Below are 19,590 nucleotides of genomic sequence, written 5' to 3'. Positions count from 1 at the left end.
CGGTCATCCAGCCGGTCGCCGGGCCGAACTCGGCGAAGCCGATCGTGGTGGGCCGGCGCACCATCGGGTCCGTCGGACCTGGCTCCGCCGTCTCCTCGTCAGGCTCCGTGGACTCGGTGGGTCCTCATCTCGGCCATCCGACCGTCGAGAAGTCGGATCAGCCGGATGAGACGGCTGTCGATGGTGCCGGGACGGCTTTCGTGGCCGACGTCGCCCACCACGGACAACAAATCGTCGGTGCCGGGGTCGTGTCGATGTGGAGGCGGGGTCCGAGGAGTACCTGTACAGCCTGACCCTTGAGACGGTTGGTCCGCCGGGACGCGTGCAGCTCGACCACTGCGGGGACACAGCCCAGATCGAGGTCGCTTACCGCCACTCGGGTCCGGCGGCGTTGGAGGTGATGGAACTGGCCTATCGCATCGCTCGCATCGTCGAGGACGAAAGCGACCTGACTGGTCACGACTTCGAGGTGGATCAGCCCATCCGAACCGGTGACCCCGCCAGGGCCGCCGTCCGGCTGAGCGACGTCTCCGATTGGGCACAGCATCACTTGAGCTGACGGATCACTGGGCGGACCGGAGGAGCATGCCAGCGATGTGGAGACCGGCCAGACGGATGGTCGCTGTCTTCTCGTAGCGGGTGGCGATCGGGCGCGGGCAGGAATCCCCAGGGTCTCGCGCCCTGTGCCGGGCAGAGGAACCGAAGTGTGCCGACGTCAGGATCCGGCGGTGGACACGTGTCGGACCAACTCCGTGGCCAGGCGCCGCATGACCGTACGGTTGGCGCGCCGCATCGTGGCCCGGACGACGGGCGCCAGCAGGCGGTCGGCGAGCGGGGCGCGTGCCCAGGCGTACGTGAACGACAGGTGGGTTCCGCCGGTCCGCAGCGGTTCGATGCTGTAGGTGCCGTGGGCCAGGCGTCGGCCGGCCGCACTGACGTTCCGCTCGACAATGCGCCGCGGCGGATCGGCCTTGACGACCTCGATGGTGACGTCGGACTTCGCGCCGCCCAGCGCGGCCGTGACCGTGGCGCACGATCCGATGCCGCGGTCGGGGCCGCTGTAGCGCCAGTCGGTCAGGTAGTGGTCGGTGAATCGCTCATGGTGAGCCATGACATCGAGGAAGTCGTAGACCTGCTCGGGCGTCTGCGGTACGTCGATCGACACGGTGACAGACTTCATGTACCACACGGTACACAGAGCATGTACCGATTGGTACACTCATGACGTGGTGAGTACGGAAGACTCGCATCCTGACGGCAGGACCGCGCCCGGTTCCGGCGGAGACCGGCGTTCTCAACTGGTGAACGCGGCCGTCGACCACGTCACGGCACATGGTTTCGCGGACCTGAGCCTGCGCGGTCTGGGCGCCGCGATCGGCGTCAGTCACCGCATGCTGATCCACTATTTCGGCTCCAAGGAACAACTGCTCGTCGAGATCGTCCGGGCCTCGGAGCAGCGCCAGCGTGATCTGCTGTCCCGGCTCCGCCTGGAACCCGGTCTCTCGCCCTCCGATGCTGCGAGGCTTCTCTGGCGACATCTGACGGACCCTCGGCTGGCCGGTCAGGAGCGGCTCTTCTTCGAGATCTGCGGGCAGGCGCTGCGGGGCCGCCCCGAGGTCGCCGTGTTCCTCGAAGGGCTCGTGAACGACTGGCTGGAGCCACTCATGGCCGCCGAGGTCGCCGCAGGTGCGGCCCCTGCCGCGGCCCGGAACCGCGCCAGGCTGGGACTCGCCACCGTCCGCGGTCTGCTGCTCGACCTGCTCGCCACCGGTGACCACGCCGGTGTCGACGCGGCGATGGAGGAGTTCCTCCGGCTGTACTACGGCTCGAAGTGACGGAGTCGCCGGTCGGGCAGAGTGGCCGGGCCGGAGGACGACCACCGTTCGAACAGCGGTCGCTGGGGTCGATGTACGCCTCGACCTGCTCCGCAGGCTCTCCGGGGCACATCCGAAGCGTCCGGAGCACCACCGAACTCGGGCTCGTACCGCCTGCCCGGCCCGTCGGGCAGCCTCGGAACCGCCTGGGCCGGCACCTGGCCCGGCGAAGCTGCCACAGTCATTCGGAGAAGCGACTGTCTGGGCTGTCTCGGCAGGCTCGACTGCGCGCTCCATCGCCGTGGTTTCGGTGATCGCGTCGAACAGCTCGCGGGCCGCGCCCCAGGTGTGGGCCGGGCCGGGGCAACGATGCTGAAGCGGACGCCACGGCGTCTGTATTCAGCCGTCTCCAGCTCTGCGACAGTACTGCCGGAGCGGACTCGGTCGCGCCGTACGCGGCAGCGTGGGCAAGGGCACGGAGCGGGGCACGTTCCGTACGTGCCGGGCCGGCCCCGGCACCCGTGTGGAGAGCCACCGGTGGGCGGCGCTCAGTACGTCTGGATCTCCAGGAGATTCCCGTCCGGGTCACGCAGGTGTGCCGCCCGTAGCCCCCAACCCGGCAGCTCCCGGGCCGGCACCACCAGGACCCCGCCATGCCGCCGGCACAGCGCGACCGCCGCGTCCAGCGCCGCCGCGTCCGCAACGGTCACCACGAGGGTCGCACCGCCCGCGGCAGGAGCCGACGGAACCTCGCCGACGAACACTTCCCGCCGGATCACGGCGAACGCGGTCGACCCCTCGGGGGCGTCCCAACTGGCGTACCCGGACGCCGCGTCACCGCGCGCGAGCACATATCCCGTCAGCTCGGGCAGTACGGCCGCGTAGAACGCGAAGACGGCCGGGTAGTCCCCGGCGAGTACGCGCGGATGCAGAGCGAACATGCGTACCAACCTACTGGCCAGGATCCCCGAACCGGGTCGGATACCGGCGTTTCCTGCTCATCGGTGCGGTCGGCTTCGCCACGGTATCCGTGCTCCGCGTGGCATCCGGTGTCGGCATTCGGCACGGTGCGTACCGCCCTCCGCTCGTCCTCCTGGGAGCTACCGGTGTTTTCCGGCCGCAGCTCCGGACGGTGGCCGAAAGGACAGTGAGCTGTCTGCACCCTCGGCGCGAGGTTCGAATGAAAGAGCGGCTGCGCATGCTTCCTCCAGGACGAGAACTGTCCTAGACGAGCCCCAGTGTCGTCGCATCGCGCAGAACCACAGGACAGGAAGGGCCTACACCGATGAGTCACACTGCACCCGAGGGCTACACCAGCGTCGCGCCGTGGGTGGTCACCGATGACACCGGCGCGCTGCTCGACTTCATCACTCTCGCGTTGGGTGGTGAAGAGATTGCGCGGGTGCCGGTCGAGGACGGCACCATCGGCCACGGCGAGATCCGAGTCGGGGACACGGTCGTGCTGGCCTTCGACCGACGGCCCGACTGGCCGGTGATGCCCTCGCTGTTGCGGGTCTACGTCCCGGACGCCGACGCCGCCATGGCAGCTGCTGTTGCGCACGGGGCGCAAGTGATCACCGAGACTGCCGACAGTGCGTGGGGGGATCGCGGCGGCAGGGTGCGGGACCCGTTCGGCAACATTTGGTGGGTGATGAGCCGGGTCGAGGACGTCGCACCGGACGTTGCCTGGCAGCGCATGTCCGAACCGAAGTACGCCGAGGCGATGTCCATGGCCCAGGAGACTCTGGACGCGGCGCTCAGCGGCCGGGAGACAGGGGTGGCGAGTGCCCCGCAGCGCTCGGCCCGCTGAGCGGCACGTCCTCGAAGCGGACGGCCGGTTCCGGAGGATCATCGGCACCCCGGCGGACGGCACCGGCTCCGTGTGTACGAACTCCACGTCGTTCAGGCCGAGTACGGAGAAGCCTCGCGTCCGCGTATGCGTCGCGCAGGCTACTCCACGGCCGGGGCGAGGGGTTGCTCGCTCCAGATCGTCTTGCCCCGCTGGCCGTAGCGACTGCCCCAGCGGGTGGTGAGCTGAGCCACGAGGTACAGGCCGCGTCCTCCCTCATCGGTCCAGCGGGCCCGGCACAGCCGCGGCTGGGTGTTGCTGGGATCGGACACCTCGCAGATCAGCACGTTGCCGCGGATGAGCCGTAGGACGATCGGGCCGCCTGCGTAGCGGATGGCGTTGGTGACGAGTTCGCTGACGATGAGTTCCGTGGTGAATGCCAGGTGGTCCAGGCCCCAGGCGGCCAGTTGCCCTGTGGCGGCTTCCCGGGCCTCGGCCACGATGGCCGGGTCGGCGGGAAACCGCCAGGCGGCGGTCCAGTCGTCCGGCAGCGCCCTGGTTCGTGCGAGCAGCAGGGCCACGTCGTCCCGGGACGGCACCTCGGTTGCCCGGGAGAGCAGGGACCGGCCGACTCCGTCCAGGGACGGAGTCCCGTCGCCGGCACATAGCGTTTCCAGACTGTCGACCAGCTGCGACATCCCGTCTTCGATGTCCTGCCCGTCGAGGGTGACGAGCCCGTCCGTGTACAGGGCGAGGATGCTGCCCGGCTCCAGTCGGAGGTTCGTGACCTCGAACGGCATGCCGCCCACCCCGAGGGGTGGGCCGGGCGCGATCTCGATCAGGTGGGCCGTGCCGTCGGGGTGGACCAGAACGGGTGGCGGATGACCGGCACTGGCCAGCGCGCACTGGCGGCTGACCGGGTCGTACAGCGCGTACAGGCAGGTCGCGCCCATGACACTCGGCTGGGCGGGGCCGCCTTCCTCGGCGAGTTGCTGGACCAGGTCATCGACGTGGGTGAGCAGCTCGTCGGGCTCCAGTTCGAGGTCCGCGAGGGTCTGCACCGCCGTACGCAACCGCCCCATGGTCGCCGCGGCGTGCAGACCGTGTCCGACGACGTCCCCCACAACAAGTGCAACGCGGAACGACGGCAGCGGGATCACGTCGAACCAGTCACCGCCGATGTCGGCCCCGCCTCCGGCGGGCACATAGCTGCCCGCTGCCTCGACCGCAGGGATGTCGCTGTCCGTACGGGGCAGCAGGCGCCGTTGCAGTGCCACGGAGGCACGGTGCTCGCGGGTGTACCGGCGGGCGTTGTCCACGCTCGTCGCGGCGCGGGAGGCGATCTCCGCCAGGAGTTTCCGGTCCTCCTCGACGAAGGGTTCGGGCCGGTCGGTCCGCCAGACCACGACGGCACCGAGCAACAGGCCACGGGCGAACAGAGGAGCGTAGAGGACCGAGTGACCGTGCTCGGGGACGAACAGGGGAGCCAGTTCAGGTCCCAATTGCTCGCTCGCCTCCTGTACGGAGGCGAGAACGGTCTCTCCGCACCGAAGCCTCCGCAGCACGGGTGGGTCGGGCAGCGGGGGAACCGACTTGCCCGGTTGGAGGAGTTCGCTGGGGACGGATCCGGTGGCCGAGACCACTACGGCGCGGCGCAGGTGCCAGAGTCCGGCGCCGACCAGCTTGGGGGGCTCGTCGCCCTGGAACACGGCTTCCGCGAGTTCCACCCAGGCCATGTCGCCGAGAGCCGGGACGAGGACTTCGGCCAGATCCTGGGAGGTGCGCAGGACGTTCAGAGAAGTACCGATCCGCTCGGATGCCTCGTGGAGCAGATCCAGGTGGAGGTCCCGCTGCTGGGCAGCGGAGGGCATGAGCATGGTGGCGACACCCGTCGGTTGCCCCTGACCGTCCTCCAGCCGGAAGGCGGACAGGGACCACTGCCGGGCGGGAATCTGCGGAGGCGCCACCCGCTGCTCCCACGCGATCAGCGGCACGCCCGTGTCCAGGACCCGGCGCAGCACCGATTCGACCTCCTCCGCGTCCTGGGGGGACAGCGCCTCCCCCAGGAGTCCGCCCACGAGCGCGGCGGAACCGCCGGACGGCCCGGGGACGGCGGCATTGGTGCGCACTGTGCCCAGGTCCAGGCCGCGGATGCCGATCTCGATCTGGTTCTGGGCGAACAGTGCCCGCGCGAGGGCGGTGTTCTGGTTCCACATGTCCAGGTGCTGGGACGGGAGGGCCAGGACAAGGCTCTGCGACGAGCCTTCCAGCCGCACCACGCGAAATGCGACCTCGACCTGGTCACCGGAGGAGCTGCGGAGCACCGCGCGGCCCGCCGACGGGATCCCGGACCGTTGGGGGCTGTCCTGGCACCGCCTGTGGGAGAGGCCGGCGAGAAGGTTCCGCACCGGGGAGCCGCAGGCTTCCTCGGCCGTGTACCCCAGCAGGTCCGCTGCCGCCCGGGACCAGCGCAGTACGACGCCCTGATCGTCGAGCACCGCAGTCGCGATGTCGTCGAACGAGAACGACCGGCCCCAAGCGTCATCAGTGGATGCGCCCATCCCGCTGTCCTTTGCCTCTACGGAAATACCTCAAGGTAAGTACATCGTGAACAGTTCCGGCGCGCGCTGTTCCGCCATCGGGAGCCAAAAACACTCGTTGCGACTCCCGGACGGCAAAGACACATCGATGACCGACGACACCGCCGCCGTACGTGAAGCCGTCCGGAATCACTGTCGAGCGCGTGAAACGGCTCGGCCCGATGGCCGAGCGCCGCTCGCAGGGGCGGCGGCCCTCAGGTCCGCCCCCGATCTATGCGAGGTGTTGCCGGACCAGGCCGACCATGCCGTCGATGAGGGGGCCGGGGTCGATGGACGGGTCGAGCGAACGCTGGAGCAGGTAGCCGTCGAGCGCCGCTGTGAGGGTGACCGCGACGACGAGCGGCTGCGCGACTCCCCGGGCGGCGAACCAGTCGCACAACCACTGCCGGAACTCGGCCAGCGAGGCGGCGATCTCGGCACGCAGTTGGTCGTCGCGGCTCGCTGCGACGAGGGACTCGTACAGCAGCAGCAGTTCCGGGTCGCGCGGGTCGTTGGCCGACAGCGCACGGAGCATGGTTTCGACGGCCGCGGCCGGGTCCGCCTGCGCCAGGGCTTCGCCGGCCCGGTCCAGGAAGAACGTCCGGATCTTCCGCACGGCGGCGATGCGCCGGAGTTCGCCGATGCTCTCCACGTGGTAGTGGATCACGCCGGTGTTCACGCCCGCGCGCTCCGCGACGCGTCGGCTGCTCACATCGCCCCAGCCCAACTCGGGAATGAGTGAGGCAGCGGCCTCGATGATCTTTTCGCGTGTGTCCGTGCGGCGTGAGGGTTTCGTGGGCTCGCTGTTCACAGTCGCATTCCCTGGATCGAGATCACCACGTTCACGCCGGCCGAGGCCAGTGCGATCGCTTCGAGGACAAGCAACTGTACCGGCAGACGGTCGGGCACGACGGGGAAGACCGCACCGAGGTCGGCCGCGAAGACCGCGATGTAGCCGAGGCTCAGTACCAGCGCCGCCACGAACGCCCAGTGATGGTTCGTCATGGCGAACCCGGCCACCACGAAGCTGGCGAGCCCGAGCGAGGTCAGATACACGTTGAAGGTGTTGAACTGCCACCGGGGAAGCGGGGAGAAGTCCCGCGTGTCGATCAGCTTCCCCGGGACCATGGGAATCAGCAGGAGCGCTTCCCAGACCAGGAGTGCCGCCGTCACCGTTGCCAGCAGGGGTTGATTCATTACGCCCTCCGAATACCGGGCCGGAATCGGCCGTCCGTTTGGACGATAGACCTGGACGGTCGTCCAAATCAACTTCGAGGGGGAGGAGCGGAGGAGGGAGGATTCGCTCGTGGGCGGGGCAGGACGGCAGGACCGGCTCGTAGGCACGGAAACGTGCTCGGCCGCAGGTCCCTCTCATGGATCAGGATTCGAAACGTCCGTATCGCCGGTCGATGTGTTCGTCGGCGCCGGTGAGAGCCCCGCCTCGGCCGGCTCCCCACTCTGCCCGGTCAGGCGCCAAGCACCTCGTCGGCGCTGCCGGGCTCTTCGCGCTGTTGCCGGTTGAGCTTGTGGCGCGCGATGGAGGAGCGCCGGTAGACCTCCTTGCGGGCCCGCATGATGTTGCCCAGGGGCGCGTGCTCGGCGGTGACCCGCCATGGAGTGAAGGACAGTGAGTCCATCTCCTCCAGGTTCTGCGGGCCGGAGATGTCCTGCTGCGGCAGCCGCAGCTTCGCCACGGTGACGGGTGGCGAGAGTTGCTCGGGCCACTCCACGGTGGTGTCCTCCACCGGCATGCGTTCCAGGTCGGTGCAGAGCTGGATCTGGATGTCGAAGGCGTAGGGCCGCTCCTGCAGTTCGGCTTGGAGAGCCGGCCGGAAGACCTCCTGCGCGGAGGTCGGGTCGATGGCGCGCCGGACCACCGCGGCGGCGGAGGCCGGGTCGGGGGTGATGCGCACCTTGGCGATGTAATCTCCGTGCCGGACCGCGCCCATCGTCCAGTAGCTCGACAGCAGCAGGTTCGCCGGAGGGGTCCTGGACAGGCGCAGGAAGGCCAGGAACTCGTCCCATGCCCAGTTGTCCTGGTCCAGCGTTCCCTTTCCGGTCACGAACTCGGTGAAGAAGCGATGTGCGCCCGGTCGGCCCTGGGAGAAGTACGCCGGCGCGTTCAGGAACAGTTCCTGAATGAACAGGTAGTGCTCGACCGTGTTGCAGAAGAAGATCGGTGCGTTGATGTTGGCGTAGTCGAATGTGCCCGTGTCCGGCTCGTCCTCCAGCAGGGTCGGGCCGGGGACGTCGAAGATCTTCAGTGCCAGTCCGGTGGCGGCGCCCAGTCGTGCGTCGGCTCCGGCGTGGGGCGAGCCGTTGGAGAAGCGGATGAGCGCGTCGTGGGTTCCCGCAGTCGCGTAGATGCCTTGGGCGTACTCACGGGGAAGTCCGCTCAGGATCTCCACTTCCCCTCGGACCAGGCCGTAGCCCTTGGCGTGGGCATCGCGCAGGGCGTGGCCGGTGCCACCGGCCTCGACCGACTCGGTGATGTAGCTCTCGGTCTTTTCGATCACCGTCTGCAGACTCTGGTCGAAGTGCGGGTCGTCGTCTTCGATGTCCGGCGTGTAGCGGACGAAATGCGCTGCCATGACTTCGACCTCTCCTCAAGGGCCGTGGTGGGGCCTCGGGCGTGGGAAGGCGCCGTCAGTCCTCCAGTTCGGCGAGCCAGCGCAGGGCGCGCAGCCCGGGCACGAAGCAGTACTCGCCGCCGCGGGTGACCACGAAGCCGGGCAGGTTCTGCAGGCGGCGCCGGATCGGCTTGTCCGGGATGGTGAAGCTGCCGGTTCCGCCGTGGTGCCCTGCTACCGGGTCCTTCTCGCCGGGGTGTCCGATGAAGTTGCCGTCGTTGACCCACTCGGCCTTGATGAACTCGAACTGTCGCTCCAGATGGGCTCCGATGAAGACTCCGACCAGGCCCCGGTCGGCTCCGTCGTCCTCCAGCACACCGTCGGGCAGCGGTGGGCCGTAGGTGGTACCGCGGCGGATGAGGCGGTGCATCCGTGCGTCGCCGATGATGGTGGCATCGCGGGGGTTGGTGCGGCGGATGTGCGCGCCGGCGGGGCACCGGAATCCTCGGTCGTCGCTCTCCCGGTACAGGAAGTCGTTGACGCGGTGCGGATCGGCCGCCAGCTCCGGGTCATCGTGTTCCGGGGCCAGGGTCAGCGGCGCTCCACTGGGCCAGCGTCCGACCATCTTTGCCGCCAGAAGCGCCTCCTCCTGGGCGCTGGAGGTGTTCGCGCGCAGGTACCGGCGCCAGGCCGCCACGTTGGTGTGGATCTTGCGTACGGCAGCGTAGGTTCCGTTGCGCCCCAGCGCCTCAGGGCTGGGCATGGGCGGCAGACTGCCGGTCTCATCGGGGTAGCCGAGGATGAACTCACCGGCCTTGATGGGGGCTTCCTGCGGATTGGAGCCGGGCAGCCCCACGCCTTCGATATTCGGGTGGCTGATGCCGTCGCGGAATCCGAAGGTGGTACGTCCCGTCGGGAGCTGGTGGACGTCCTGCTGCCAGATCACCTGGACACCGGGGGTGCCCTGGTAGGCGACGCGGGCCCGTTCCAGTTCCTTGTCCAGGTGTGCGGCATCGGAGGACAGGGCGCTCAGGGCAATGTGGACGTCGCCCGTTCCGAACGGTGCCTCCCAGTGGGCCGGAGCGCTCTCGCCCACGTCACCGATCAGCTCCGCCCGGGCGGCCATGCCCTCACGGAACGCCTGCGGAAAGCTGTCCAGCGAGTCCTGCGGCACCCCCAGGGCTCTCAGTCCCTGGTAAGTGAACGCCACAGCCACCCAGGCATCCTGGTTCCGGTCCACGCCGGGCAGGCCGCCCGAGGTCGACGGGAGCAGCCGCCGCAGCAGGGCGCGTCCGGCGTGGCGGTCGTCGACGCGCAGGAAGATGAACTTTCCCTCGTACGGAACCGGCCGTGGGCGCAGTGCCCCGCTCTGGACATCGTCGATCTCGACGCCCACGCCGACTGCGCTGCTGCTGTCCGCCGTGTTCATGTTTACTTCTGCCTCCGCATCGTCTCTGTCCGAACAGCTCCACAGCGGCCGACCGACGGGCGTCGACGCGGGTCCAACGGTGATGTGCCGGCCACAGGGGTCGGCTGTGCCCGGGTTCCGGGGCCGGTCCGGCCCCGATCCGCCGGCCGCGGCCTAGGCCGCGGCTTCCTCCATCAGCTTCTGGAAGGCCGGCGTGGCCAGCAACTCGGCGTTCGCCGGGTTGTCCAGCGCCGCACGGAACTCGGGGGTGTCCAGTACCTCCTGGAACGCCTCGTCCACGCGCTGGTCCTTCCAGATCTGCTGAACGGTCAGGTCGGGGTACGAGCTGACGAAGACTCCTGCGGGCTCCTGCTGGGAGACGAACCAGTCCTTCACCCCGGGATCGGATACTCCGGGGAACCCTTCGGTGTGCGAGAAGACCTTGTCGAAGCGTGCCCCGACCACGGTCTTGGCGAAGTCGTCGATGTAGGTGTCCCAGGAGCCGTCGAAGACGCTGGCGAACATGAACCGGGTGTCGTTGTCGAAGATCACGTGCCGTGCGTCGTGCAGGGTGCCGATCTGGTGCAGTGCCGCACGGGCTTCCTCGTCAGCCGTCGCCCCGGCGAGCGCGGCAAGGTCCTCACGCAGCGCATCGGCGTGACCCGCCTTGATCCTGGTGAAGACGGTGAACTCACTGCAGACCCCGTCTTTCCTGCCCGGGCGCCCGGGCTGAGCCGACTGGGCTGCACCCGTCGTCGCAGTCATCGGAGATTCTCCTGCCCACGGGTCGGTGCGAGGGGCACCAGGCGCCGGGCATGGGGCGCCGTCGCCCTCACCTCTTCATCCTGACCGCACACGCGTCGCCTCGCACCCGGGGCCCGGGGCGAGGGGAATTCCCGGGGGCGGTAGGTTGCGGGGCTCCGGCACCGCAGGTCCGGCCCCATCGGTCCGGCATCGCCTGATACCGACCGACTACGGTCCGTGCCTGCACATACCGTCCGGGGTGCGCCTCGCCCGCCGTCCGTCACGGTGCAGGGAGGGCGTTCCCGGGCATCGGCCTGCTGTCGAGCCCGTTGGGACACCACCGTGGAAACGAGCAGGCCAAGGGCCTCGCGCTTCGACAAGCTCCTGAGGACAGATCCGCATGGGCGCAGGAACATGGAATGGGGACCTGAGGAATCCGTCGTCGCGTTCTGCAGCAACTCCTTCCGCTCGGCCGGGAAGGGGCAGCCACGGAGCCGGCCGAGTACCCCGCGGCGCCGTTCCGGCTGCCCCGTGAGCGGGAATGAGCGGCGAAACACTCAGGGGTCCGGAGCATGGGGCCGCGCTGCGGACGGGACCGACCGCCGAAGGCCACTCTCCGGAGCGGTGGCGGCCCGGTTCCGGGGCCTTGCACCACGTCTCGGAGGCGTCCACGACAACTCCGTGGCTGCGTGTGCGGACGGTCGGGTCATGCGCTCCCGCCAGGCCTTGCGCGACTCGGTCACCCCCCTGACCCCACCTGGAGGCGATCATGGGCACGGTTCTCGGTGACGTGCTGGGTTTCGCGGCCGGCGTCGCGATCAGCCCGCTCCCGATCATCGCGATCATCCTTGTCCTGGCCACGCCTCGGGGACGTCTCAACGGACTGCTCTTCTCCGTCGGCTGGATCCTGGGGCTGTCGGCACTGGGCGCGGTGATGCTGGCGATCGCCTCCCCCGCGGGCACCTCCGCCCACAGCCATCCGGCCGTCTGGGTAGGAGCTCTCAAGCTTGCTCTGGGCGTGCTCCTCGTCCTCTTCGGCGCCCGGCAGTGGCACCGGCGCCCCACGGATCCCTCGCAGGCCCGGCTGCCGAAGTGGATGGGCGCGATCGACCGCCTCACGCCGGTCAAAGTCTTCGGGCTCGGAACGGCCCTGGCCGCGCTCAACGCCAAGAACGCCCCGCTGACCATCGCCGCGGGCGCCACGATCGGCTCAGCAGGACTGCCGGTCGGGCAGCAGATCGCATCGCTGGCCGTCTTCGTGCTGATCGCCACCCTCGGCCTGCTGGCCCCCCTGGGGGTCTTCCTGCTCGGAGGGGAGCGAGCGAAAGCGACGCTCGGCAGTTGGAAGGACTGGGCGGCCCAGCACAATGTCGCCGTCATGGCAGTCCTGTTCTTCGTTCTCGGGCTGAAACTGCTGGGAGACGGCATCTCCATTCTCACCTCCTGACCGGATGATTCGGCGGACGACGGCCACGACCTGCTCGGGGGGGGTACCTGCATCCGCGTACCGAGGTGTTCCGGACGGCGTCCGCGACGCAGGGGCCCACCGCGGCACCGCCCAGCATGCCGTGGGTGGCACCGAGGTACTCGGGATGGTCCGGCTCGACGGACGCGACTGCCGGTTCCGCCCGGATCAGGTGACCGCGGCCGCCGGCCCGTCGCGGCAGCCCATCTCCTCCCGCTCGAAGTCGATGGCCTCCGGGTGGAGTGGGGACCCGGACGGCATCGAGGGAAGCGGCGAAGTCCCTTGCCCCGCACAGGAACTGGCACCACACCGGTCGGCCGGATCCGCCGACCCGCACCCCGGTGAAGCGGACCAGCGGGAACCGGTCAGGGCCACCTGAAAACGCGCGCCCGGGGTCGCCATCCCCCGCGTGCGCGATCAACGGCGCCCCGGACGCACGGGACCGCATCGCCCTGACGGGCCGGGCTGGCGAAACTCGTCCCCGGCGGGCACACTGCCACGGTACCGGCGGCCGCGCACCACCCGAGCATGACGAACTCGGCCCCTACAGGCCCGAACCGATGTCGTTCCTGGAGACCGTATGAGCAGCGCCCTTCTCGTGATGGACGTCCAGCGAGCCGTCGTGGACATCGCCGACGACGGCTCCGGATACCTGCCGCGCCTGCGCAGGGCGATCGATGGTGCCCGCGCGGCAGACATTCCCGTCATCTACGTGGTCATCGCATTGCGCCCGGGCTTTCCGGAAGTCGGGCCGCGTAACAGGGCACTCACCGCCGTCGCACGAGCAGGGCTTCATGTCGAGGGCGACCCCGGCACCGAAATCCATCCCGATGTCGCGCCCCGGCCGGGCGAGGTGGTGGTCACCAAGAGACGGGCGAGCGCGTTCTCGGGCAGTGACCTCGACGTGGTGCTCAGGGCGCAGGGCATCGACAGCCTCGTCCTCACCGGCATCGCCACCAGCGCCGTGGTGCTGCACACCCTGTGCCAGGCCAACGACCTGGACTTCGGCCTCACCGTCCTCGCCGACGCCTGCCTGGACACCGACGCCGAGGTTCACCGGTTCCTCACCGAGAGCCTGTTCCCGCAATGGGCGGATGTCCTCACCGTCGACGACTGGGTCGATGCCACCGCGTCCCGTTAGCGAACGCCCTCGCCGCCCTCTGTCGAGCTCGGGGCACCGGGACTTCGTTCCTGTCGAGGACCTCGGCGTCGTTCTCCGAGTTCAATAGGACGGCGATGCGGGCTCCTCCGCTCGACGACGTCCGGACCCGCTGTCCAGGACTGTTGCCTGCGCTCCAGCCAGGCGGTCACTTCACGTCGGAACTCCCGGTCCTTGTGGATGTCGTCCCTGGCGAGCCACTCCAAATCCCGCAGGACCCCTGGCGAAAGGGCGGGGTCACGTACCGCGTACACGCCTGCACCCGATTCATACGTGTCGGCGATGAGCCAGACGCTGTCGTCCAGGGCCGGCATGGCGAAGCCGGGGCGGCCGGCGTGACTGCCGAGCAACGAACGCGCGCCGGCGCCCGGGACCACTTCGGCTGGATCGCGCCGCGCTCGGCGTAGGACCAGGCCGACCGGGCAAGCCCTAGTATCGGACGGCATGCGCATACTCGTCGTGCAGCACGACTCACAGCTTGCGGCAGTGATCGCCGAGTGCCTGAACGGGATCGGCTTCGATGTCGAGGTGGCTGCCGACCTCACCGACGCCGACCTCAAGTTGGGCGGCATCGAGTGTCACGGCCTCGTTGCCGACCGGGCGCAGCCCGACGGAGACGTCCTGCGTCTGGTCGCCGCCCACCGCCGGGCCGGCTGGACCCGCCCGGTCCTGATGCTCACCGCGCTCGATTCGCGCGCCGAACGTGCGGCCCTCATCGAGCAGGGCGCGGACGACTATCTGGTCAAGCCCTTCAGCACCGACGAACTGGCCGCCCGGATGCGCGGCCTCTGCCGCGCACCCGTGGTTCCGGCCCAGAAGTCCCGGATATGCTTCGGCGCCCTGGAGTGGAGCCGACACGACGATGTGTTCACCAACGCCGGGGTACCACTGCCCTTGACCGTTCCGGAGGCCGCGGTCCTTCGGGCCCTGATGCTGGCCGGCGGCGCACTGGTCACCCGCGACCGGCTGGCCGAGTACTGCGCCGCCGAACGGCACCAGCCGGAACCCGACCCGGTCGACGCGCTGATCGGCCGACTTCGCCGTCGGCTCGGTCCCCCGGACCCGATCCAGACCGTCCGCAGGATCGGCTTCCGCCTGGTCGACCCTGCCTGACACACAGCCCTGGCGATGAGCTCTGGGCCGGCCGCTGTCCCTGCCTGCCCCTGCCTTGGCCGAACTCATGCCGGGGCTGCGAGCCACCAGGCCATGACAGCCCTGACGTTCCCCTGGAGCTCCGCCGCCGCGTGCAGCCTCCTTCGTTCACCTCGGCCTGTCGCACCATCAGGTCGGGAAAGGGTCATTGCCGACGACTCCGGTCATGACTGTTGTGGCCGATCTACGCCAGTGACACTCCTGGGCACCTGGCGTACGCAGTACGGGATACCGTCCGGGAGCCGCCGCCGAACGGCGGCAGAGAGGGTGCACGAGCAGCGCCGGAATGCCTCCGTCGCCGCCGAGGGGAGGGTTGTGACGCCGAACTCGAAGAGGCGCTCTCCGGCACCGGGTTCCCCGGGTCCTCTCCGCCGTGCTCGCCTCGGCTCCCGACCCACGTGATCCCGAACCGGCGGAGTGCGTCGGCACCGATTCGGTTCCGGCGGCCTCACGCCCTGCCCTCACCAGCTCCGTGGAGGACCTCATGACCATCCATCAGGTAGTCACCACCGACTACCACACCGGCGGTGAACCGTTCCGCATCGTCCCCGAGCCGCCGGTCGCCATCGAAGGGGCCACAGTCGCCGAACGTCGTATGTTCGCCATCGGCGATCCCGACGTGGACAACCTGCGCAAGCTGCTGTGCTTCGAGCCCCGCGGACACGCCGACATGTACGGCGGGTTCATCACCCCACCCGATGACGAGGGCGCTCACTTCGGGGTGCTGTTCTGGCACAAGGACGGCTTCTCAACAGCCTGCGGCCACGGTTCCATCGCGCTCGCCGCCTGGGCCCTGCAGACCGGACGCGTCGCCCGCGACCCCTCCGGCATCACCACGGTCGTCATCGACGTTCCCTCCGGCCGGGTCAGCCTGCGCGTGCACACCTCCGGCGAACAGATCACCGGGGTCGACTTCGTCAACGTTCCCGGCTACCGGCTCGCCGAAGGCGTCACCGTCGCCACGTCCTACGGGGACGTCGTCGTCGATGTCGCCTACGGCGGCGCCATCTACGCACACCTGGACGCCGCCGGCGCGGGACTGGCCGTCACCCCCGAGCACTACTCCGGCCTCATCGCGATCGGACGCGAGGTCAAATGGGCGCTGAACGAGAGCGAGCATGCCCGGCACCCCGTCGACGACCGCCTCAGCGGCATCTACGGCACCATCCTGTACGACGACCTCGGCATGGACGAGAACGGCAACCCGCACCAGCGCAACGTCACCGTCTTCGCCGACGGCCAGGTCGATCGTTCCCCATGCGGCTCCGGCACCTGTTCCCGCGTCGCCGTGCTCGCGGCGACCGGTCGCCTGAAGCCGGGCCAGACACTCGTCCACGATTCGATCGTCGGCACCCGCTTCCACGCGCGGATCGTCACGGAGCTGTCCGTCGGCACCTACCCCGCCGTCGTTGCGGAGGTCACGGGGAGGGCGTACCGGACCGGTGAGCACCGCTTCGAGCTCGATCCCGGAGACGACCTGGGCACCGGCTTCGTCCTGCGGTGACCGCCCTGCCGGCCGGCCGGACACATGGGTGCGCCGTGCCGGTGCACAGCGAGAGGGGTAAGGGCCGCTATTCGCGGGCCAGTCCATGGCGGTCCGCCCAGGCGTTGATCGCCGCGGCGAGCTCCTCGGGGCGGTCCTCCGGGGAGTGGTGGCCGGCCAGGCCGTGGCGGGAGACCTCCAGGCCCGCGATGTTCTCCTCGCACCAGGCCACCGTCCCCCGGCCGGTCATCGCGCCCGGGCCCGGCTCGAACGCGGCGAGCAGCTTGGGGACTTCGGGGCTCGCGGCCAGCCAGGCGTCGTAGTGTTCGACGCGGGCCACGACGTCGGCGGGTTCGCCGTCCAGAGGCATCATCCGCGTCCACGCCAGTACCGGGCGGCGACTGTGCGGGGTCGGGAAGGGGCGGCGGTAGGCCGCCAGGTCTGCGGGGTCGAGCGGTGTGGCGAGCGTGCCCGGGAGTCCCTCGACGAACAGTGACTTCTCCAGGATCATCTCCTCCCCCACCCCGGGGGTACGCAGCAGGGCGAACAGCTCCCGGCCCGCCGCCGGGAATTCGTCGCCGACCAGCGGCTTGATGATCGTCTCGGTGAAGGCGAGGCCGCGCACGCGGTCCGGGAGACGGGCGGCGCGGTCGAAGGCGAGTGCGCCGCCCCAGTCGTGGCCGACGAGGACGGCCTCGGCAAGGCCGAGGGCGTCGAACCAGGCGTCGAGGTAGCGGGCGTGGTCGTCGAAGGAGTAGGCGAGATCGGGCTTGCCGGAGTCGCCCATGCCGATGAGGTCGGGGGCGAGCAGACGCCGGCCGGGCGCGGCCACCCCTGGCAGGACGTTTCGCCACAGGTGCGAGGAGGTGGGGTTGCCGTGCAGGAAAACGAACGGCAGGCCGTCGGGGTCGCCGGACTCACGGTAGTGGAGGGTGGAGTCGAGGACGGGGAGGGTGGGCATCGTGGTGTCTCTTCGCTTTCCGTACGGGGATTCAGAGGTTGAGGGTCAGGACGCGGTCGACGGCGATCTCGATGACGGCCAGGTCCGGCGGGGCGGGCGGGGCCGCGTGGTAGCGGGCGGTGTAGCGGCGGATCGCCTCGGCCAGGCATGCGGGGTTGTCGGTCACGGTGGCCCGGCCTTCGAGGGTGAGCCAGCGGAAACCGTCCGCCTGGCAGAGCGCGACACGGGCCGACGGGCTGCCCGCCGCCGCGTTCCGGGCTTTGCGCGCTCCCGCCCGGGTGGTCACCCGGGCCAGGCCGGTGGCCGGGTCGAAAGTGAATCGGACGGGGGTGACGTGCGGGGAGCCGTCGGGGCGCAGGGTGGTGAGAGTTGCCGTGCAGGGGCGGGTGAGGAACGCCCTTCCGGTGGGAGAGAGCTGGGATACGGGGTGGCTCACTGCTCCTTCACGCCCTCGTACCGGGTCGACTCGGCGAGGTGTGGCTCACGACCGTGGTGTTGACGCCCATGGCCGTACGGATGTACCGCCGCTCCCCCGGTTCTCGCAGCTTGCTCACGGCCAGGCCGGTGAGGCGGCGGCCGGTCGGTCGGTCCGTTGGCGCCGAGGACTGAGATTCGCATGATGTCGGGTCATCCCCTCGTGTGGTTCGCGGAACGCCCTTGACTGTCCCGGTCACCGAACGCAGGCTCAACGCTGATGAATAACGCCGCCCCTGCCCCCGCCCGCACCCGAGGCCGCCCACGCGGCAAGCCGCCGACCCGCGAGTCGATCGTCTCGGCGGCCCGTGCACTGTTCCTGGAGCGCGGCTACCGGCGTACCACTCTGCGCGCGGTGGCCGGGGCGGCCGGCGTCGACCCGGCGCTGATCGCGTACCACTTCGGCTCGAAGAAGGGCCTGTTCGCGGACGTGATGCAGTTCCAGTGCGCCAATGCGCTGGCGGTGGACGATGTCCTCGGCGGCGATCCGGCCACCCTCCCCGACCGCCTGATCGACGCGGTGACCGGCCTGTGGGAGGACGCCGACTTCCGACAGCTCACCGCCCGGGGCGACGAGGCCGCCGAAGTGATCCGCGAGTACCTGGAACATGAACTGCTGGCCCGGCTTGTTGAATTTCTCGGCGGCCGGGACGCGACCGCACGCGCCACGGCCGTGGTGACGGTCCTCGGCGGCCTCATCTACACCCGCTACCTCAACCCGCTCCCCACCCCCGCCGCCCTCACCCCGTCCGAGATCCGCCGGATCCTCACCCCGGCACTGAACGCGGCCCTGGCTCCGAGGCCGCGGATTGCGACAGCCACCGGTGCGGGCCGCCGCAGCTGACCGGCAGAGACACACCCGGCGGCCCGCCCGCGTGCTCGGGGTGCTGCGGATACGGGCGGGGGCGGCCCGCCCCCGTAGCTCCTCGTGATCACCGGTGTCACGGGTGCTCGCGAGGCCCCGTCACGCGCATCGTCACCCCGGTGCAGCCGGACTCGACCATCTCCTCGATGGCCATCTGCGGCTCCGGGCGGTCCTGGTCGGCAAGAGCGCCGGACACGGTGGTGTACCCCCCTCGGGTCTGTTTCGCGATTCAACTGAAGGGACGCGATCGCCGACCGGACGGGATCGTCACGCCCGGGGCGCACCCCTCCTACAGGCTGCGGGCGGTGATGTCGCCGTGGGCGGTGGTCGCGTGGATGTTCAGGCCGGCGGTGCCGTCGGTGTTCTTGAGCGCGTTGTGGATCCGGCCGTAGGAGGTGTCCGCGTCCAGCGAGGCGGAGACTCCGCGGGCGGCACCGACCGAGATCCCGCCGTACTCGGTGCGCAGTGCGACCGTGCCACGCACGGCCTCGGTGATGCGGAGGTCGCCCTTCTGGGTGCTGATCTCGGCAGGGCCGCCCAGGCGGCCGACCGAGACGTCCCCGGACTGGAGGGTGAGGCGGGCACGTCCGGTCTCGTCGAGCCTGACCGCACCCTGCGCACCCTCGAAGAAGACGTCACCGAGCCGTCCGACACCCCGGAACTCGGCGAGGGCCGCCTTCACCTCGATCCGGGAGCCGGCGGGCAGCTGGACCGTCACCTCGATGGATCCGCAAGGGCCGAGGATCTGACTCTTCGGCTCCGGGCCCTTGATCCGCAGGATGCCGTCGCCGTACACGACCTCGGTCTGCTCCGCCGCCTTCACATCGCGGCTCCTGGAGGCATTCGCGGGGAGGACCTCGACCGCGGTGTCGGCCCGGTCGGCGGCGATGAAACAGATACGGCCGGCGGGGATGTCGAGGACGGCGGTCACCGGGGTGGGGGTGTCGAACTTCAGCATCATGGCTTCCTTCGGCTTGTCGTTTCTGACGACAGAAAAGCTACGTTGCATTTCCAGATCAGGCAATCAAGTCGTTGCAGATAAAACCGATCATCGCAGTTCAGCACAGCGAATTCATTGCAATGATTCAGAGATTCAATGCAACGACCCTCACTCCACGCGTTGCAAT

General features: G+C 69.6%; 18 protein-coding genes and 1 pseudogene. 8 read left to right on the top strand and 11 right to left on the bottom strand.

Annotated features, from left to right (window positions below; all coding sequences use genetic code 11):
- The first annotated feature begins 322 nt into the window (after nucleotides 1–322).
- The gene (locus ACWCPY_RS23420) at nucleotides 323–559 is read left to right on the top strand and encodes a hypothetical protein (RefSeq protein ID WP_451267904.1); all 237 of its coding nucleotides are present in this window, start codon (nucleotides 323–325) and stop codon (nucleotides 557–559) included.
- 156 nt (nucleotides 560–715) lie between these two features.
- On the opposite strand, the gene ACWCPY_RS23415 is transcribed toward ACWCPY_RS23420, so the two are convergent.
- Complete coding sequence (locus tag ACWCPY_RS23415) at nucleotides 716–1,180, bottom strand: SRPBCC family protein (protein ID WP_451267902.1); 465 nt, start codon at nucleotides 1,178–1,180, stop codon at nucleotides 716–718.
- Nucleotides 1,181–1,226: 46 nt separating this feature from the next.
- Here ACWCPY_RS23415 and ACWCPY_RS23410 point away from each other — a divergent pair, with 46 nt between their 5' ends.
- The gene (locus ACWCPY_RS23410; protein ID WP_451267900.1) at nucleotides 1,227–1,835 is read left to right on the top strand and encodes a TetR/AcrR family transcriptional regulator; all 609 of its coding nucleotides are present in this window, start codon (nucleotides 1,227–1,229) and stop codon (nucleotides 1,833–1,835) included.
- Nucleotides 1,836–2,362: 527 nt separating this feature from the next.
- Here the strand turns inward: ACWCPY_RS23410 and ACWCPY_RS23405 are convergent.
- On the bottom strand, nucleotides 2,363–2,755 hold the full coding sequence (locus ACWCPY_RS23405) for a VOC family protein (RefSeq protein WP_451267898.1): 393 nt from the start codon (nucleotides 2,753–2,755) through the stop codon (nucleotides 2,363–2,365).
- Nucleotides 2,756–3,099: 344 nt separating this feature from the next.
- Between ACWCPY_RS23405 and ACWCPY_RS23400 the strand changes: the two genes are divergently transcribed.
- On the top strand, nucleotides 3,100–3,624 hold the full coding sequence (locus tag ACWCPY_RS23400) for a VOC family protein (RefSeq protein WP_451267896.1): 525 nt from the start codon (nucleotides 3,100–3,102) through the stop codon (nucleotides 3,622–3,624).
- A gap of 140 nt (nucleotides 3,625–3,764) precedes the next feature.
- Here the strand turns inward: ACWCPY_RS23400 and ACWCPY_RS23395 are convergent, their stop codons facing one another.
- From ACWCPY_RS23395 to ACWCPY_RS23370, 6 genes are all read right to left on the bottom strand, one after another.
- Nucleotides 3,765–6,164: a SpoIIE family protein phosphatase gene (locus ACWCPY_RS23395; RefSeq protein ID WP_451267894.1), complete on the bottom strand. Its 2,400-nt coding sequence runs from the start codon at nucleotides 6,162–6,164 to the stop codon at nucleotides 3,765–3,767.
- A gap of 250 nt (nucleotides 6,165–6,414) precedes the next feature.
- Nucleotides 6,415–6,993 (bottom strand): TetR/AcrR family transcriptional regulator, encoded by a 579-nt coding sequence (locus ACWCPY_RS23390; RefSeq protein ID WP_451267892.1) that lies wholly within the window; start codon nucleotides 6,991–6,993, stop codon nucleotides 6,415–6,417.
- On the bottom strand, nucleotides 6,990–7,379 hold the full coding sequence (locus ACWCPY_RS23385; RefSeq protein ID WP_451267890.1) for a hypothetical protein: 390 nt from the start codon (nucleotides 7,377–7,379) through the stop codon (nucleotides 6,990–6,992). The genes ACWCPY_RS23390 and ACWCPY_RS23385 overlap by 4 nt, the downstream gene beginning before the upstream one ends.
- A gap of 269 nt (nucleotides 7,380–7,648) precedes the next feature.
- Nucleotides 7,649–8,773, bottom strand: a complete 1,125-nt coding sequence (locus ACWCPY_RS23380) for a catalase family protein (RefSeq protein WP_451267888.1) — start codon at nucleotides 8,771–8,773, stop codon at nucleotides 7,649–7,651.
- 55 nt (nucleotides 8,774–8,828) lie between these two features.
- Nucleotides 8,829–10,181 carry a Dyp-type peroxidase gene (locus ACWCPY_RS23375; RefSeq protein WP_451267886.1) on the bottom strand — a complete coding sequence of 451 codons (1,353 nt, stop codon included), beginning with the start codon at nucleotides 10,179–10,181 and terminating at the stop codon, nucleotides 8,829–8,831.
- Nucleotides 10,182–10,334: 153 nt separating this feature from the next.
- Complete coding sequence (locus ACWCPY_RS23370; RefSeq protein ID WP_451267884.1) at nucleotides 10,335–10,925, bottom strand: hypothetical protein; 591 nt, start codon at nucleotides 10,923–10,925, stop codon at nucleotides 10,335–10,337.
- Between the two features lie 748 nt (nucleotides 10,926–11,673).
- Between ACWCPY_RS23370 and ACWCPY_RS23365 the strand changes: the two genes are divergently transcribed.
- From ACWCPY_RS23365 to ACWCPY_RS23350, 4 genes are all read left to right on the top strand, one after another.
- Complete coding sequence (locus tag ACWCPY_RS23365) at nucleotides 11,674–12,351, top strand: GAP family protein (RefSeq protein WP_451267882.1); 678 nt, start codon at nucleotides 11,674–11,676, stop codon at nucleotides 12,349–12,351.
- Nucleotides 12,352–12,949: 598 nt separating this feature from the next.
- On the top strand, nucleotides 12,950–13,510 hold the full coding sequence (locus ACWCPY_RS23360) for a cysteine hydrolase family protein (protein WP_451267880.1): 561 nt from the start codon (nucleotides 12,950–12,952) through the stop codon (nucleotides 13,508–13,510).
- 462 nt (nucleotides 13,511–13,972) lie between these two features.
- The gene (locus tag ACWCPY_RS23355) at nucleotides 13,973–14,641 is read left to right on the top strand and encodes a response regulator transcription factor (protein ID WP_451267878.1); all 669 of its coding nucleotides are present in this window, start codon (nucleotides 13,973–13,975) and stop codon (nucleotides 14,639–14,641) included.
- 523 nt (nucleotides 14,642–15,164) lie between these two features.
- Complete coding sequence (locus tag ACWCPY_RS23350; RefSeq protein WP_451267876.1) at nucleotides 15,165–16,184, top strand: proline racemase family protein; 1,020 nt, start codon at nucleotides 15,165–15,167, stop codon at nucleotides 16,182–16,184.
- A gap of 67 nt (nucleotides 16,185–16,251) precedes the next feature.
- Here the strand turns inward: ACWCPY_RS23350 and ACWCPY_RS23345 are convergent.
- Nucleotides 16,252–17,130, bottom strand: a pseudogene (locus ACWCPY_RS23345) (haloalkane dehalogenase); the annotation flags it as partial.
- Nucleotides 17,131–17,155: 25 nt separating this feature from the next.
- On the bottom strand, nucleotides 17,156–17,560 hold the full coding sequence (locus ACWCPY_RS23340) for a pyridoxamine 5'-phosphate oxidase family protein (protein ID WP_451267874.1): 405 nt from the start codon (nucleotides 17,558–17,560) through the stop codon (nucleotides 17,156–17,158).
- 258 nt (nucleotides 17,561–17,818) lie between these two features.
- On the opposite strand from ACWCPY_RS23340, the gene ACWCPY_RS23335 reads away from it, so the two are divergent.
- Nucleotides 17,819–18,442: a TetR/AcrR family transcriptional regulator gene (locus tag ACWCPY_RS23335; RefSeq protein WP_451267872.1), complete on the top strand. Its 624-nt coding sequence runs from the start codon at nucleotides 17,819–17,821 to the stop codon at nucleotides 18,440–18,442.
- Between the two features lie 310 nt (nucleotides 18,443–18,752).
- On the opposite strand, the gene ACWCPY_RS23330 is transcribed toward ACWCPY_RS23335, so the two are convergent.
- Nucleotides 18,753–19,421: a DUF4097 family beta strand repeat-containing protein gene (locus ACWCPY_RS23330; RefSeq protein ID WP_451268017.1), complete on the bottom strand. Its 669-nt coding sequence runs from the start codon at nucleotides 19,419–19,421 to the stop codon at nucleotides 18,753–18,755.
- Between the last annotated feature and the right edge of the window lie 169 nt (nucleotides 19,422–19,590).

The sequence above is a fragment of the Streptomyces sp. NPDC002403 genome, assembly GCF_053593015.1.
Note: the sequence above shows the minus strand (reverse complement) of the source record. Positions and strands in the feature narration are given on the sequence as shown.

Coding starts and splice junctions, on each gene's coding strand:
- ACWCPY_RS23415 (WP_451267902.1), bottom strand. CDS start 1,180: ATGAAGTCTGTCACCGTGTCGATCGACGTACCGCAGACGCCCGAGCAG.
- ACWCPY_RS23405 (WP_451267898.1), bottom strand. CDS start 2,755: ATGTTCGCTCTGCATCCGCGCGTACTCGCCGGGGACTACCCGGCCGTC.
- ACWCPY_RS23400 (WP_451267896.1), top strand. CDS start 3,100: ATGAGTCACACTGCACCCGAGGGCTACACCAGCGTCGCGCCGTGGGTG.
- ACWCPY_RS23395 (WP_451267894.1), bottom strand. CDS start 6,164: ATGGGCGCATCCACTGATGACGCTTGGGGCCGGTCGTTCTCGTTCGAC.
- ACWCPY_RS23385 (WP_451267890.1), bottom strand. CDS start 7,379: ATGAATCAACCCCTGCTGGCAACGGTGACGGCGGCACTCCTGGTCTGG.
- ACWCPY_RS23380 (WP_451267888.1), bottom strand. CDS start 8,773: ATGGCAGCGCATTTCGTCCGCTACACGCCGGACATCGAAGACGACGAC.
- ACWCPY_RS23375 (WP_451267886.1), bottom strand. CDS start 10,181: ATGAACACGGCGGACAGCAGCAGCGCAGTCGGCGTGGGCGTCGAGATC.
- ACWCPY_RS23370 (WP_451267884.1), bottom strand. CDS start 10,925: ATGACTGCGACGACGGGTGCAGCCCAGTCGGCTCAGCCCGGGCGCCCG.
- ACWCPY_RS23365 (WP_451267882.1), top strand. CDS start 11,674: ATGGGCACGGTTCTCGGTGACGTGCTGGGTTTCGCGGCCGGCGTCGCG.
- ACWCPY_RS23360 (WP_451267880.1), top strand. CDS start 12,950: ATGAGCAGCGCCCTTCTCGTGATGGACGTCCAGCGAGCCGTCGTGGAC.
- ACWCPY_RS23355 (WP_451267878.1), top strand. CDS start 13,973: ATGCGCATACTCGTCGTGCAGCACGACTCACAGCTTGCGGCAGTGATC.
- ACWCPY_RS23350 (WP_451267876.1), top strand. CDS start 15,165: ATGACCATCCATCAGGTAGTCACCACCGACTACCACACCGGCGGTGAA.
- ACWCPY_RS23335 (WP_451267872.1), top strand. CDS start 17,819: ATGAATAACGCCGCCCCTGCCCCCGCCCGCACCCGAGGCCGCCCACGC.
- ACWCPY_RS23330 (WP_451268017.1), bottom strand. CDS start 19,421: ATGCTGAAGTTCGACACCCCCACCCCGGTGACCGCCGTCCTCGACATC.